The 13,750-nt window shown below is 73.6% G+C and carries 10 protein-coding genes and 2 pseudogenes; 6 read left to right on the top strand and 6 right to left on the bottom strand.

Going from position 1 to position 13,750, the window contains the following annotated elements:
* Positions 1 to 62: 62 nt before the first annotated feature.
* Together ACQPZO_RS20555 and ACQPZO_RS20550 are read left to right on the top strand one after the other, a co-directional pair.
* A pseudogene (locus ACQPZO_RS20555) lies at positions 63 to 1,487 on the top strand (PucR family transcriptional regulator ligand-binding domain-containing protein); the annotation flags it as partial.
* Positions 1,488 to 1,715: 228 nt separating this feature from the next.
* Positions 1,716 to 2,150, top strand: a pseudogene (locus ACQPZO_RS20550) (PucR family transcriptional regulator); the annotation flags it as partial.
* 192 nt (positions 2,151 to 2,342) lie between these two features.
* On the opposite strand, the gene ACQPZO_RS20545 reads toward ACQPZO_RS20550, so the two are convergent.
* On the bottom strand, positions 2,343 to 3,692 hold the full coding sequence (locus tag ACQPZO_RS20545) for a hypothetical protein (RefSeq protein WP_433343206.1): 1,350 nt from the start codon (positions 3,690 to 3,692) through the stop codon (positions 2,343 to 2,345).
* An 87-nt stretch (positions 3,693 to 3,779) separates the two neighbouring features.
* Here ACQPZO_RS20545 and murD point away from each other — a divergent pair, with 87 nt between their 5' ends.
* Positions 3,780 to 5,129, top strand: coding sequence for a UDP-N-acetylmuramoyl-L-alanine--D-glutamate ligase (gene murD / locus ACQPZO_RS20540; RefSeq protein WP_433343205.1), 1,350 nt, complete (start codon positions 3,780 to 3,782; stop codon positions 5,127 to 5,129).
* Here murD and ACQPZO_RS20535 read toward each other — a convergent pair.
* Complete coding sequence (locus ACQPZO_RS20535) at positions 5,126 to 6,103, bottom strand: NAD(+)/NADH kinase (RefSeq protein WP_433343203.1); 978 nt, start codon at positions 6,101 to 6,103, stop codon at positions 5,126 to 5,128. The two genes, murD and ACQPZO_RS20535, sit on opposite strands and share 4 nt — an antisense overlap.
* Before the next feature lie 156 nt (positions 6,104 to 6,259).
* On the bottom strand, positions 6,260 to 6,841 hold the full coding sequence (locus tag ACQPZO_RS20530) for a DUF6114 domain-containing protein (RefSeq protein ID WP_433343202.1): 582 nt from the start codon (positions 6,839 to 6,841) through the stop codon (positions 6,260 to 6,262).
* Positions 6,842 to 6,999: 158 nt separating this feature from the next.
* On the opposite strand from ACQPZO_RS20530, the gene ACQPZO_RS20525 reads away from it, so the two are divergent.
* On the top strand, positions 7,000 to 8,208 hold the full coding sequence (locus tag ACQPZO_RS20525) for an RNA-guided endonuclease InsQ/TnpB family protein (protein WP_433343201.1): 1,209 nt from the start codon (positions 7,000 to 7,002) through the stop codon (positions 8,206 to 8,208).
* An 18-nt stretch (positions 8,209 to 8,226) separates the two neighbouring features.
* Here ACQPZO_RS20525 and ACQPZO_RS20520 read toward each other — a convergent pair whose 3' ends face one another.
* Both ACQPZO_RS20520 and ACQPZO_RS20515 read right to left on the bottom strand, forming a co-directional pair.
* Entirely contained in the window at positions 8,227 to 8,856 is a 630-nt protein-coding gene (locus ACQPZO_RS20520) for a DUF6230 family protein (protein ID WP_433343199.1), read from the bottom strand.
* Positions 8,857 to 9,086: 230 nt separating this feature from the next.
* On the bottom strand, positions 9,087 to 9,869 hold the full coding sequence (locus tag ACQPZO_RS20515; RefSeq protein WP_433343197.1) for a TetR/AcrR family transcriptional regulator: 783 nt from the start codon (positions 9,867 to 9,869) through the stop codon (positions 9,087 to 9,089).
* 546 nt (positions 9,870 to 10,415) lie between these two features.
* Between ACQPZO_RS20515 and ACQPZO_RS20510 the strand changes: the two genes are divergently transcribed.
* Positions 10,416 to 11,090: a Tat pathway signal sequence domain protein gene (locus tag ACQPZO_RS20510; protein ID WP_433343195.1), complete on the top strand. Its 675-nt coding sequence runs from the start codon at positions 10,416 to 10,418 to the stop codon at positions 11,088 to 11,090.
* A 61-nt stretch (positions 11,091 to 11,151) separates the two neighbouring features.
* On the opposite strand, the gene ACQPZO_RS20505 is transcribed toward ACQPZO_RS20510, so the two are convergent.
* Positions 11,152 to 12,171 carry a hypothetical protein gene (locus ACQPZO_RS20505; protein ID WP_433343194.1) on the bottom strand — a complete coding sequence of 340 codons (1,020 nt, stop codon included), beginning with the start codon at positions 12,169 to 12,171 and terminating at the stop codon, positions 11,152 to 11,154.
* 262 nt (positions 12,172 to 12,433) lie between these two features.
* On the opposite strand from ACQPZO_RS20505, the gene ACQPZO_RS20500 reads away from it, so the two are divergent.
* Positions 12,434 to 13,741 (top strand): aspartate aminotransferase family protein, encoded by a 1,308-nt coding sequence (locus tag ACQPZO_RS20500; protein ID WP_433351115.1) that lies wholly within the window; start codon positions 12,434 to 12,436, stop codon positions 13,739 to 13,741.
* The last annotated feature ends 9 nt before the right edge of the window (positions 13,742 to 13,750 follow it).

Raw genomic sequence — 13,750 nt, 5'->3', positions numbered from 1 at the left:
GGGGGCACGGCCGGGCCGACTGGTGGTACAGGATCGACGTCACGGACGGTAGCGTGTCGCCCGTGTTCCCTACCGTCCGTGAGGTCCTTGCGTTGGACCCGGTCCGCCATGGCGCGCCCCGCCTGATCGCCGGGGAGGCCGGCCTGGACCGGCCGGTGCGCTGGGTGCACGTGGCCGAGGTGCCGGACATCGCCACCCTGCTGCGCGGCGGCGAACTGGTGCTCACCACCGGCATCGGGCTGCCCGCCGACGACGCCGGCCTGCGCGTGTTCATCGGCGCACTGGCCGATGTCGGCGTCTCCGGACTGGTGGTCGAGCTGGGTCGCCGGTACGTCAGCGGCGTACCCCGGGTGATGGCCGCCGCCGCCGAACGGCGCGGCCTGCCGCTGGTGGAGCTGCGCCGGGCCACCCCGTTCGTCCGGGTGACCGAGGCCGTGCACGCGCTGATCGTCGACGCCCAGCTCACCGAGCTGCGGGCGACCGAGGAGATCCACCAGCGGTTCACCGATCTGTCGGTCGAGGGCGCCGGCCCGGCGGAGGTGGTCCGGCAGGCCGCCGAGCTGTCCGGCTGCCCGGTGGTGCTGGAGAACCTGTCCCGGCAGGTGCTCGCGTACGACCCGGCGGGGGAGAGCGCCGAGCTGCTGCTGGACGGCTGGGAGCAGCATTCGCGGCGGATCAGCCCGGCCGGGCGCACCGCGTACGACCCGGACAGCGGCTGGCTGGTGACCACCGTCGGGGCCCGGGGGCAGGACTGGGGCCGGCTGCTGCTGCGCTGGCCGGGCGGCGGTGAGCTGACCACCCCCGCGCCGGTCCCCGACGGGGTGCCGGACCCGGAGGCGGGTCGGGCTGGGCAGATGCCGGGTGCACCGCCGACCCGGCTGACCATCCTCGTCGAGCGGGCCGCCTCCGCCCTTGCGCTGGGACGGCTGATCCGCCGCGACGCGGAAGGGCTGGAGCGGCAGATCCACCGGACCCTGCTCACCGCCCTGCTGGACCACTCCCGCCCCGTCGACGAGGTGGCCCTGCGGGCCCGGGCGCTCGGGGTGGTGCTGGAACGCCGGCACCTGGTCGGTGCGGTGGTGCGGTACCGGGCCGACGAGCCGGCCGCCGAGGTCGGCAGCCCGGGCGAGTCCGGCCAGGTCGACCCGGAGGCCGGGCCGGCCCGGCTGCGGGACCTGTCCGAGGCGGTCGGCCAGGCCCTGGGCGAGGCGAAGCTGACCGGGCTGAGCAGCGCCATCGACGACCAGGCCGTCGGCGTGCTGCTGGCCCTGCCCGACGCGGCGGCCGAGGAGCGGGCGCTGGCCGCCTTCGCCGCCGCGCTGCGCCGCAACCGGATGGACGCCGCCCCGCCTCGCCCGCCCGACGCCGTCCCCGTCCGCCCCGGCGCATCCGCCCCGGGTGCTACCCCCACCCGTACCGGTACGACCGCTGCGGGTGCCGGGTCCGCCCGACCCGGTACGACCGCTGCGGGTGCGGGGTCCGCCCGAACTGGTACGACCGCTGCGGGTGCGGGGTCCGCCCGAACTGGTACGACCGCTGCGGGTGCGGGGTCCGCCCGACCCGGTACGACCGCTGCGGGTGCGGGGTCCGCCCGGCCGGGCGGCGCCGGCCCTGCGGCACCGGCCGGGCTCGGCGCGCCCCCGCACGCCCGGACCGCCGGGCCCGGCACGCCGCCGTCGCTGCTCCGGACCGGCGGGCCGGCTGCGGTGATCGTCGCCGCCGGGTCCGGGGTGGGTAGCCTGCGGGAGGCACGCCGCTCGCTGGTCGAGGCGCGGCAGGTCGCCGACGCGGCCCGCCGGGACCGCCGGGACCTGCCGATCTTCCGGCTGCCGCACGTCGGGCTGGCCGGCCTGCTGCACCTGCTGCGGGACGAGCCGCGCCTCCAGACCTTCGTCGAGCGCGAGCTGGGTGCACTGCTGGCGTACGACGCCCGGCACCCCCGGGAGCAGCTGCTCGGCACCCTGCGGGCGTACCTGGAGCAGGGCCGGAACAAGTCGGCCGGTGCCGCCGCGGCACACTTGTCCCGCCCCGCCTTCTACGAGCGGCTGGCCCGCATCGCCCGGATCCTCGACGTCGACCTCGACTCCGTGGAGGCGTGCATCTCCCTACACGTCGCCCTGCTCGCCCTGGACGCCGTCCGCACCCCCTGACCCACCCCGCCCCCGGCCCTCCCCGAGCCGTTGCCCTCCCGAGCCCGGCCCTCCCCGAGCCCGGCCTTCCCGAGCCCGTTGATCATGAAGTTATTGCTACGACACGCGGGGCCGGACGGCAATAACTTCATGATCAACGGGGCCGGGCCGGGCCGGGCCGCGCGGGGCCGGGCCGCGCGGGGCCGGGGTGGGTCAGGTTTGGGTGGTTAGGGCCTTGGCGTAGGGGGTGGGGATGTGGTTGGGGCCGCCCGGGGTGAAGACGTCCGATGATGCCGCCGCTGACCAGGCGGCCTCCGGGATCGCGTCGACCAGGGCGCGGACGATCGGGGCCTCGCGCCACTGGTCCTGCTCGGCCAGCAGGCTGAGCGCCACCACCGACTCCTCGACCTCGCCGACGCACTCGAACGGCTTGTGGCCGTCCACGCCCAGCAGCTCCCGGTACCCGGGGATCTGGGCCTCGTCGGCCAGCAGGTCGCCGCCGAAGATGTGGATGATCCGCTCGCGCGGCATGAACGGCGCCATGGCCAGGAAGACGAACCGGCACTTCGGGCAGTCGCGGCACCACCGCTCGCTGGCGTCGCGCAGCTTGAACGCGGCGTTGCAGCTCGTCACCACGTCGTCGTACCGGTCGATCGCGGCGAACAGCCGGGCGATGTGCAGTTCGGACAGTGAGCGCAGCAGCGAGAAGTACGGCTCGGTGAGCCCCGCGTGCTCGGCCAGCGCCGCCCGCAGCAGCCCTTCCGCCTCGACCCCCTTGGACCACTGGTGGTTGATCTCGTGCCCGTTCCAGACCAGGTTCGGGTCGGACGCGGACCGCTCGTTGGACATCACCACCGGGCCGAGCCCGTTGAGCACCGCCGTGGCGACCGCGATCAGCGAGTTGATCGCGGTGACCGGGATGTGGCCGTTGCGCGCGCCGGCCGCGTTGAGGTCGAACAGCACCGGGTCGAGCCGTCGCCGGGCGGCAAGGGTGGCCAGCCCGGACGCCTCGTTGACGGAGACGATGACGTGGTTCGGGTTCACCGAGAACGGCACCGGGTCGAGGCCGGCCCGGCGCAGCGCCTCCAGGCTGACGATGGAGTCCTTGCCGCCGCCGACGGCCGACAGCGGGCGCAGGTCGGAGTTGTCGTACTCGCGGGCGGGCGACACCGAGCCCGGGGGGATCTCCGGGACCAGCTCCAGCACGTGCGGGAGCTGGTTGCGGTACGCGTACTCGGCGAGGCCCCTGGTGTAGACGGCGGTGACCAGCTCGGCGGCGGCCGGGCCGAGCGGCGCCGGCAGCACCAGCCGGGGCGGCGCGGCGGCCTTGTAGTAGCTGACGCCGGCGACGACGTGCAGCAACTCCAGGACCCGGCCCAGGGTGGCCACCGTCTCGTCCGAGGGCGGCCCGGCCGGCAGCGGCAGGGTGATCACCTCGGTGAACCGTTGCTCGCCGTCGGGGCCGGTCAGGGCGTAGTCGAACAACGCCTCTCCGGTGGCGAGGTCGATCGAGTAGGACGGGAAGGTGAAGGCGTCCATCCGCCGGAGCTGCTCGTTGGGCACACGCCATACTAGGCCCTGGTTCGTCCGGCCGTGCCCGGCTGCGCCGGACCGGGCCGCCGACCGTCCCTGAGCCCGAGGAGAACACCTGTGCGCCTGTCTGACCTGCGCGGACGTGCCGTCGCCGTCTGGGGCGCCGGCCGGGAGGGCCGGGCGGCGGTGACCGCGATCGCCGCGCACGGCCCGGCCGGCCTGGTCGCCGTGGACGACAGCGCCAACTTCCTCGCCCTGCCGTGGGACGGCCCGCTGGCCGAGGCGGCCCCGCTGGTCACCGGCGACGAGGGCCTCGCCCGACTGGCCGCCGCCGACGTGGTGGTGCGCTCCCCCGGGGTGCCGAACACCCACCCGTGGATGGTCGAGCTGCGCCGCCGGGGCGTCACCGTCACCCAGGGCAGCGCGCTGTGGATGGCCGACCACGCCCGGCGTACGGTCGGGGTGACCGGCAGCAAGGGCAAGTCCACCACGTCCAGCCTGATCAGCCACCTGCTCACCGCAGTCGACCGGCCGAACGTCTTCGGCGGCAACATCGGGGTGCCGCTGCTGGACCTGCCCGAGTCCGACCTGTACGTGCTGGAGCTGTCCAGCTACCAGTGCACCGACCTGACCGACTCGCCCCGGGTCGCGGTGGTCACCTCGCTCTTCCCCGAGCACCTGGACGCGCACGGCGGCGAGCGGGAGTACTACCGGGACAAGCTCAACCTGCTGGCGTACGGGCCGGAGACCGTGGTGGTCAACGGCGCCGACCCGCGGCTCGCCGCCGAGCTGGGCGACCGGTCGGCCGTGCGCGCCGGATCCCCGGGCACCACCCACGTGGCCACCGGCCCGGACGGCGCGCCCTGGTTCCACCTCGCCGACCGGCCGCTGTTCCCCCGCGCCGTGCTGCCCCTGGTGGGCCGGCACAACGAGGGCAACCTGTGTGTCGCACTTGCCGTGCTCGACGCCATCGGAGTGGACGTGGTGGCCCGGAAGGACACCCTCGCCGTCGCGGTCGCCGGGTTCCAGGGGCTGGCCCACCGGCTCACCGAGATCGCCGACCCGTCCGGGCTGACCTTCGTCGACGACACCCTGGCCACCAGCCCGTACGCGGCGATGCACGCGATCGACGCGTACGAGGGGCGGCCGTTGACGGTGATCGTCGGGGGCACCGACCGGGGGCTGGACTACTCGCCGCTGCGCGAGCACCTGGCCGAGCGGGAGCTGACCGTGCTCGGCATCCCGGACAGCGGGGAGCGGATCGTGGGCGCCCTCTCCGGGTTGCCGAAGGTGCGTACCGAGGTGGTCGAGGACCTGGTCGCCGCCGTGCGCCGGGCCCGGGCGCTGACCCCGGCCGACGGGGTGGTGCTGCTCTCCCCGGCCGCGCCCAGCTACGGGCGGTTCCGCAACTTCGAGCACCGCTCCGAGGTCTTCGCCGAGGCGGTCCGGGACACCGCCGCCGGTTAGTCCGCCGAGGCCGCCTCGTCCCGCGACCGCCGCATCTGCCTGGCGCGTTCCCGCAGGTGCTCGGGCACGAGTTCGAGCAGTTGGTCGGGGCGCAGCGGCAGGTTGAGGAGGCTGAGCTTGATGCGGTTGCGTCGCCCGAGGGCGGCGGCGTCGAACCGGACCACGTTGACGACGTTCGGCCGTAGTCGCAGGGTCACGTGGCCCCTGGGCCCGACCCGGCTGACGGCCGCGCCGTCGAGGGCCATCCGCAGGGTCTCCTCCTCGGAGGGGTTGCGGAGCGTGACGGTTTCTTCGCCGCCGAGGACGATGGTGCGGCTGACGCCCGACATGGGCGCCACCGGCGTCAGCCCGATCGCGGGGATCGCCGGGGAGATGACCGGCCCTCCCGCGGCGTAGTTGTAGGCGGTGGAACCGGTGGGTGTGCACGCGATCACCGCGTCACAACGGTAGTAGCCGTGGCGGACGTCGTTGATCTCCAGGTCCAGGGTCACCGCTGTCCCTGGCTGTTCGCAGGTGAGCACGATGTCGTTGAACGCGGTCGCCGGTCCGAGCGAGCCGGTGTGGCCGTCGACTTCCAGGCAGCTGTGCGGTTCGAGGCTGAACCGACCGTTGACCATCTCGTCGAGCGCCGCGGGCAGCTGCGCCGGGGAGATCTCGACGAGGAACCCGAGGTTGCCGTGGTTGACGCCGAGCACGGGAGTCTGCCGCCCGGCCATCAGGCGCATGGCGCCGAGCATGGTGCCGTCCCCGCCGAGGCTGATCACTGCGTCGACGCGCTCGACGAACTCCTGGTCGTCCATGGCCAGCACGCCGTCGCCCAGCCGGGCGGCGTCGCCCGGGCGCGCCACGACGGGTGAGCCGTGACGCGCGGCGGCCTGCGTCACCGTCGCGACCGACTCGCTGACGTCGTTGCGCGGGTGAACCACCAGGCCCAGGACGAACGGCTCCCGGCCTGGTGTGGACACGTCGGTCATGCCTCTCCCGTCCCGGGCGGGGCCGGTCTGTCCGCAGGGCCACCCGATCAGGGCACAGGTTACGCACCGGACGGCCCGGGGGTCCGCAGCACCGGGAAAGCCGTTCCCGGCCGGACCCCGCCGGACCTGGCGCCGTCCGGTGCGCCAGCCGGCGTGCTACGTCTGGTCGACGCCCCGCCAGTGCCGCCCCTCGGTCACGGGAATGGGTTCCGGCACGGCGGGAGGCTCCGGGTCGGCGGAGGGCTCCGGGTCGCCCACCGGGTCCACCGGGTCCGTCGCGGCGGGGTGGGTCGCCGGGGCGGTGCCGGGGCGGGGCTTCCTGGCCGGGGTCCAGGCGAACGCCAGGCAGCCGCCGACGAGCGCGAGCAGCAGCCCGACGAAGAACCCGCCCAGGTTGGAGGTCAGCCAGGAGACCAGGGCGAGCACCAGGGAGACCAGCGCGTAGAAGAGCCGCTGGGGCGGGTGGGCCACCAGCAGCACGCCGCAGAGCAGCAGGATGACCGGCACGAGGTAGCCGGCCAGCCCCTGCGGCCCGATGTGCAGGATCACCGGCAGCGGGGCGCGCAGGGTCACCAGGATCTCGGCGCCGCCGAGGGCGACCAGCAGCCCGCCCCAGAAGGGGCGGCTGCGCCGCCAGGCACGCCACCGTCGCCGCGTCGCCCCCGGCCCCGCGCCGGTCAGCCGCGCCGGTGGCCGCGCCGCCCGGCCGGCGCGCGCCGGGATGTCCCCGTCGGTCATCAGTTTCCTTCCGTGGATACCCCGGCCCTCAGGCCGGGGAGGAGACGGAACGTCCTGCGGAGCAGGTCAGGGCAACATCTGTCCGCCGGCAAGGCGGACAGATGTTGCCGCGTCGCCCGCGTCCTCCGTTTCCAGTCCAATTTGGTACTTTCCGAAGCGTGACCTCGGTGGTGAAGCGGACGTACAAGTACCGCTTCTACCCGACCCCCGAGCAGGCCGGCCTGCTGAACCGGACGTTGGGGTGTGTCCGCAAGGTCTACAACATGGCCCTGCACGCGCGGACCGAGGCGTGGCAGCAGCGGCAGGAGCGGGTCACCTACAACGCCACCAGCGCGATGCTCACCGAGTGGAAGGGAACCGAGGAGTTGGCCTTCCTCAACGAGGTGTCGTCGGTGCCGTTGCAGCAAACGCTGCGGCATCTGCAGGGCGCGTTCGTCGTGTTCTGGGACAAGCGTGCCCGCTACCCGCGTTTCAAGAGCAAAAAGCGGTCGCGGGCGTCGGCCGAGTTCACCTCCAGCGCGTTCCGCTACCGCGACGGCCAACTCGTCCTGGCGAAGATGGGCCAGCCGTTGAACGTCGTCTGGTCGAGGGCGCTGCCCGACGGTGCGACCCCGTCCACGGTGACGGTGTCCCGCGACAGCGCGGGCCGGTGGTTCGTGTCTCTGCTGTGCGAGGACACGATCACCCCCGCACCGGCCACCAGCGCGGTGGTCGGTATCGACGCCGGTCTGGACTCGCTGCTGACCCTGTCCACCGGGGAGAAGATCACCAACCCCCGCCACGAACGTGCCGACCGCAAGCGCCTCGCGATGGCTCAGCGGGTGTTGGCCCGTAAGGAGAAGGGCTCGGCGAACCGGGCCAAAGCCCGCGTCACCGTCGCCCGCATCCACGCCCGCATCGCCGACCGCCGCCGGGACCACCTGCACAAGCTGACCACCCGACTCGTGCGTGACAACCAAACGCTCGTGATCGAGGACCTGGCCGTCCGCAACATGGTCAAGAACCACTCGCTCGCCAGGGCCATCTCCGATGCAGCCTGGCGGCAGTTCCGTGAGTTCCTGACGTACAAGTGCGCCTGGTACGGCCGGGACCTGGTCGTGATCGACCGCTGGTACCCGTCGTCCAAGACGTGCTCGACCTGTGGGGCGGTCGCGGAGACCATGCCGTTGAGCGTGCGGTCGTGGACGTGCCGGTGCGACACCACCCACGACCGCGACGTCAACGCGGCGCGCACCATTCTGGCCGCCGGGCTGGCGGTGACGGCCTGTGGAACCGGTGTAAGACCTCAACGGGAATCCTCCCGGACAGGGCGGTCGGCGACGAAGCAGGAAACCCCTGGGGCGACCCAGGGAATCCCCGCTCTTTAGGGCGGGGAGGATGTCAACTCAGCACCCTTCGGAGGTGAACCGCATCCGCAGGTTCGGCAGGGTGAAGACCGCGGCCGTGGTGGCGTAGTTGTTCTGCCGCAGGTCGGTGATGGTCACCGTGTCGGCCTGCTGGCCGAAGACCCCCGGGTTGCCCCGCACCCCGGGCACCTGATCCAGCGTGCTGGCGTCCTGCCCGATGTCGATGTTGCGGAACGAGGCGTTGCCGGAGAGCTCGTCCGAGTCCACGACCAGGGTGCGGGCGCTGACCGGCTTGCCGTCGCCGCCGGCGGTGAGCTTCATGTACATGCCGCCGAGGTTGATGCTCTGGCACAGGTTGGTGAGTTCGGCCTTGTCGATCGCCGAGACGATCACGACGACCTGGCCGCCCGTGTCGCCCTGGTTGGGGCTGTCCTCGATCATCTGGTCGAGGGTGGCGAACTGCTCGAACCCGGTCCCGCTGAGCTTGTCGGCGGTGACCACGAAGGGCATTCCGGAGATCGCGAACTGGGCGCTGAGCACTCCCTGGGCGGTCAGCATCACCATTCCTGCGGCGCCGGCCCCGACGACGGCCAGGCTGGCCGCGAACCGCCGCCAGCGCACGCCGCCCTGGGGCGGGACCGGCTCGATGGGTACGGTGTCGTCCGACATGACGGCTCCTCTTCGAGATCGATTCGTCCGCGACAATGCGATGAACGCGCCGCGGATCATGGGGGATGATCTGAATTGGTTGCGCGTTGTGCTGTTCGGGTCGCTGCCCCGCGAAGTTACCGCCGAGTAAAGGGCGGGTCAAGATTGACGTCCGGTGGAATCGACGGATCTGCGAAATGCGGCCAATAGTGAGAAACCGCAGCGGTTTCTGATCGTGGCCGCCGGGTCGGTCAGGCGCCCGGCCTGCGCGAGTGGGCCGGGTCGGCCGCGCAAGGGGCCGTGACGCTCGGGGTGGCGTCCGCGCCGGAGTCCTGAGCGGCCCGCCCGCCGGCGGCCGGGCCGAGGAACGGTGCCGTCATGGCGTACGTCAGCGCCGGCAGGAGCTGGGGCAGTTCCGCCGTGCGTCCCTGGGCGACCCGCTGCCGGACGGTGGTGTGGATGCCGCCGACCACGGCGGTGACCAGCAGTTCGTCGTCCTCCTCGGTCAGCGGGGACCGGGGGCGGGGCGGGCGGAAGAACCGGTGGAACTCCGCCAGTAGCAGGTCCCGCTCGCCCCGGGCGGCCGGGCCGGCGGCGTCGATCTCCACCAGCGCCATCCGGGCGAACGCGGGCACGCTGGCCAGCACCTCCAGCAGGGTCCGCAGGGTGGCCCGCGCGGTGTCCGTCCAGTCCGGGCCGGCTGCGGCGTAGGCGTCGTCCATCAGGCGCAGCAGGACGGCGGTGCCGTGCCGGTAGGTGGCCAGGAAGGCGTCCTCCTTGCCGGCGAAGAGGGTGTAGAAGGCGGGGCGGGTCACCCCGGCCGCGCGGCAGATGTCGGTGACCCGGGCGTTGTCGTAGCCCCTCGCCGCCACCTCGTGGACGAGTCCGTCGAACAGCCGGTCGCGCTGGGTCGCCGCCACCACCTCGGCGGACAGGCGGCGCGGGCCGCGTTTGATCGCCCGTTCGGGATCGCGCCCGGGGCGGGCTCCGGGCAGGGGGGTCGCCCCGGCCGCCGGGTGCGGTGCCAGCGACATTGACATCGACCTCCCTGAATCGACGATTGACTTTGCGACCCTCCGGGGTTTATAACTTCACCACGTTGAGTTCCGGTCGTGTCACTCATGGTCATCTTCGCCGGACGGCCGCACCGAGCAGCGCCGAAGGAGGGCTCGATGTTCGCCATTATCGCTGACCGCACCCTCGTACCCAAGGCCGGAAGATCGCAGGTGACGCGGCTGCGCCGCAGTGCACCAGCCCGCACCGCCCGCTGACGAGCAGGAAGCTCTGGGGCCCGGTGGTTCACCGGTCGCCCGGCCGCCGAGGCGCGCACGTCGCGCCGCCCGGCGGCGTCCAACCCGCCGCCGAGCCTGTCCCCGGCGGCGTCCAACCCGCCGTCGAGGCTGTCCCCGGCGACGGGCTCAACCCGCCGCCGAGGCCGTCCCCCGGCGACGGGCCCATCGGCCGCGATGCGTCCCTACGCGGCCGTCCCCCTAGCGGCCGTCCGGTCGCGCCCGGTCCACGCCGGGCACGGTCGACCCCGGCCGGCCGCCACCGTCGCACCACCGTCGAAAGGATCCACCATGCCCAGGTACGGACGCGCCGTCGTCGGCCTCGCCGCCGTCGCGCTGCTCGGCTCCCTCGTCGCGGCGGCCCCCGCTGCCGCAGCCCCGCCCGCCTCCCTCGCCAACACGGTGCTCACCACCGGCAGCGCGGCCGGCACCGCCGCGGCGGTCGGGGACGTCCTGCAGGCCAGCCTGGCGGCCACCACCACCGCCAACTTCTACTCCTCCGCCACCGGCACCACCGGCGTGAAGTGCGCCGCGTCCGCCTTCACCGCCAAGGTGCTGACCAACCCGGCCGCGCCGGGGACCGCCACCGAGAGCCTCACCGGGCAGACCTTCACCAGCTGCACCACCAACGTGGTCGGCACGCTCGGCGTCAACAGCGTGCTCGTCAACAACCTGCCGTACTCCGTCTCCGTCACCAGCGCCGGCGCGGTCACCCTCACCGGGGCGATCCAGAGCACCGTCTCGCTGCGCACCCTGCTCGGCAACATCACCTGCGTCTACAAGGCCAACGGCAACACCGTGAAGGGGACGGCGTCCAACGCCACCACCTCGATCGCCTTCGTCAACCAGCCCTTCACCAAGTCCGCCGGGCCGGGCACCTGCTTCTCGGCCGCGTACTTCAGCGCCACGTACTCCCCGGTCCGGGACACCACCCAGGCCGGCAGCCCGATCGTCTACGTGAACTGACCCCGCGCACCCGGTCCGGGTCGGCGTCCGACATCCCCGTCGGGCGTCGGCCCGCGCCGCCTCAGCCGGCGGCGAGGCTGGTGTGCAGGGCGCGCATCGACCGGATAGCCGAGCGGATCTCCTGAAGGTGGCGGCCCGGGGTGAGCGCCGGCTCGGGCAGCCGGGCCAGGTCGGGCACCTCCGGGTCGACGCCGACGGTCTCGATCGCGCACCCGTACGGCACGGCGAGGGTGCGCAGCGCGTCGCAGTGCTGGAACGGCACGTAGATCGGCGCGGTGACCACCAGCACCGGATCGCCCGGCGAGAGCCGCACGTGCTCGGCCCAGAACCGCTGGGTGTCGGCCGTGTGCGCCCGCCGCCGGTCCGGCTCGCTGGACGGGGCGGCGAGCACCCGCACCGGGGGCAGCCCCGCCGGCCGGTAGGTCCGCGAGGACCAGGAGTGGTGCGGGTGCCCCGCGTCCGTTCCGTCGGACGCGGCCGGCCCGGCCACCCGGAACGCCAGCCGGACCGCCGCGTCGAGGGCGTCCACCTCGGTCTCACCGCCCGTCACGCCCGCCTCCGCCAGCGCCCGCAGTTCGGCGTCGGACAGCGGACGGAAGCTGCCCAGCACGGCCACCTCGCCGGCCACCCGCGTGCCGGAACGCAGCAGGTGCGCGGCGTACCCGACCCGGCGCAGGCAGGCGTGCGCCAGCCCGCCGAGGACGACCAGATGGGCGTAGCCGGGGCGGGCCGGCGGGACCGGGCGGACCAGGCCGAGCGCGGACGCCGCGGCGAGCACCAGCCCGGCGGTGCGCGGGTCGAGGGCCGGCTCCCGGGCCTCGGGGCGCTCCCTGCCGCCCCGGAAGTCCCAGTGCCGGGCGGAGAAGTCGTCCAGCCACGCCAGCACCGCCGCCAGGTTCCCGGCCGGCCAGTCCCCGCCGAAGCGCGCCACCAGCTCCCGGAGTGGCGGCGAGGTCACCCAGGACCGCACGCCGTCGGCGATCTCCTGCGGGGTCGTGCCCGCCCCGCCACTCGGCAGCGCCCCGTGGGCGCCGGTGTGCCGCTGGCGCGGCGCCGACAGGTCGTCCGGGATGATCGGCACTCGCCGGATCGTACCGGCAGCCGCCTGCCCGGAGGCCGCGGCCCCATCGGCGCGCCGCCCGGCCCCCGTTGCGGAAAGAGTCGTCTCGGCCGGATCCGACTACCGGAATCGCCGCTCCGGTGCCCGAAGCGAGCCGGAAATCGTGGTGGTCGGTTGACGTGGTGTCAGGCGGTGGTCGGCGGTGCGCTACACAGTGGCAGTTGTCCCCGCGCCGTCCGGATGGGAGCGTGCGGTGACCGCCAACGCCCTGGAGGGTGCGACGATGACCGACGACCTGCTGGCCCGGCACCGGGCCGTGCTGCCTTCCTGGATGCCGCTCTACTACGCCGAGCCGATCGAGCTGGTCGCCGGCTCCGGTCGCCGGGTCACCGACGCGCGGGGACGCAGCTACCTGGACTTCTTCGGTGGCGTGCTGACCAACATGATCGGCTACGACATCCCGGAGATCCGGGAGGCCGTCGAGCGGCAGCTCCGCACGGGCGTCGTGCACAGCTCGACGCTCTACCTGATCCGCCAGCAGGTCGAGCTGGCCGAGAAGATCGCCCGGCTCTCCGGCATCCCCGACGCCCGGGTGTTCTTCACCAACTCCGGCACCGAGGCCAACGAGGCCGCCCTGCTGGCCGCCACCAACCACCGCCGCTCGCACCAGATCCTCGCGGTGCGCAACAGCTACCACGGCCGGTCGTACGCGGCGATGGGCGTCACCGGGAACCGGAGCTGGTCGGCCAGCGCGCTCAACCCTCTCCAGGTGGCCTGGCTGCACTCCGGCGAGCGGCTGCGCGGCATGCTGTCCCGGCTCGACCCGGCCGACCGGGTCGACGCCGCGGTGGAGGACCTGCGCGAGGTGCTCGCCACCCAGACGGCCGGCGACGTGGCCTGCCTGATCGCCGAGCCGATCCAGGGCGTCGGTGGGTTCGTGCACGGCCCGGACGGCCTGTTCGCCGCCTGGAAGAAGGAACTCGACGCCCACGGCATCCTGCTGATCTCCGACGAGGTGCAGACCGGTTGGGGGCGCACCGGCGAGCACTTCTGGGGGTACCAGGCGCACGGCGTCACCCCGGACCTGCTCACCTTCGCCAAGGGCATCGGCAACGGCTTCGCCCTGGCCGGGGTGGTCGGCCGGGCCGAGATCATGGAGTCGGTGCCGGCGATCAGCTTCTCCACCTTCGGCGGCAACCCGGTCTCCACGGCCGCCGGCAACGCCGTCCTGGACTACCTGCTCGACCACGACCTCCAGGCCAACGCCGCCCGCACCGGGGCGATCCTCGGCGACGGCCTGCGCGCCGCCGTGGGCGGCCTCGACTGCGTCGCCGAGGTACGCGGCAAGGGCCTGATGCTCGGCGTCGAGTTCGTCCACCCCGGCGGCGTCGAGCCCGACCCGACGCTGACGGCGCTCGTGTTCGAGGCGTGCCGGGCCGGCGGCCTGCTGGTCGGCAAGGGCGGCCTGTACGGCAACGTGCTGCGGATGGGCCCGCCGCTGACCCTCACCGAGGACGAGGCCCGCGAGGGGCTGGCCATCCTCGTCGAGGCGATCCGCAGCTCGGCGGCGGCGCCCGGGGCGGCGGCGTGAGCACGACGG

This window comes from Micromonospora sp. CA-111912 (genome assembly GCF_050948415.1).
In the GTDB taxonomy this organism is placed as follows: domain Bacteria; phylum Actinomycetota; class Actinomycetes; order Mycobacteriales; family Micromonosporaceae; genus Micromonospora.
The sequence above is the reverse complement of the archived record's forward strand: the minus strand, read 5'-3'. Positions and strand labels throughout refer to the sequence as shown.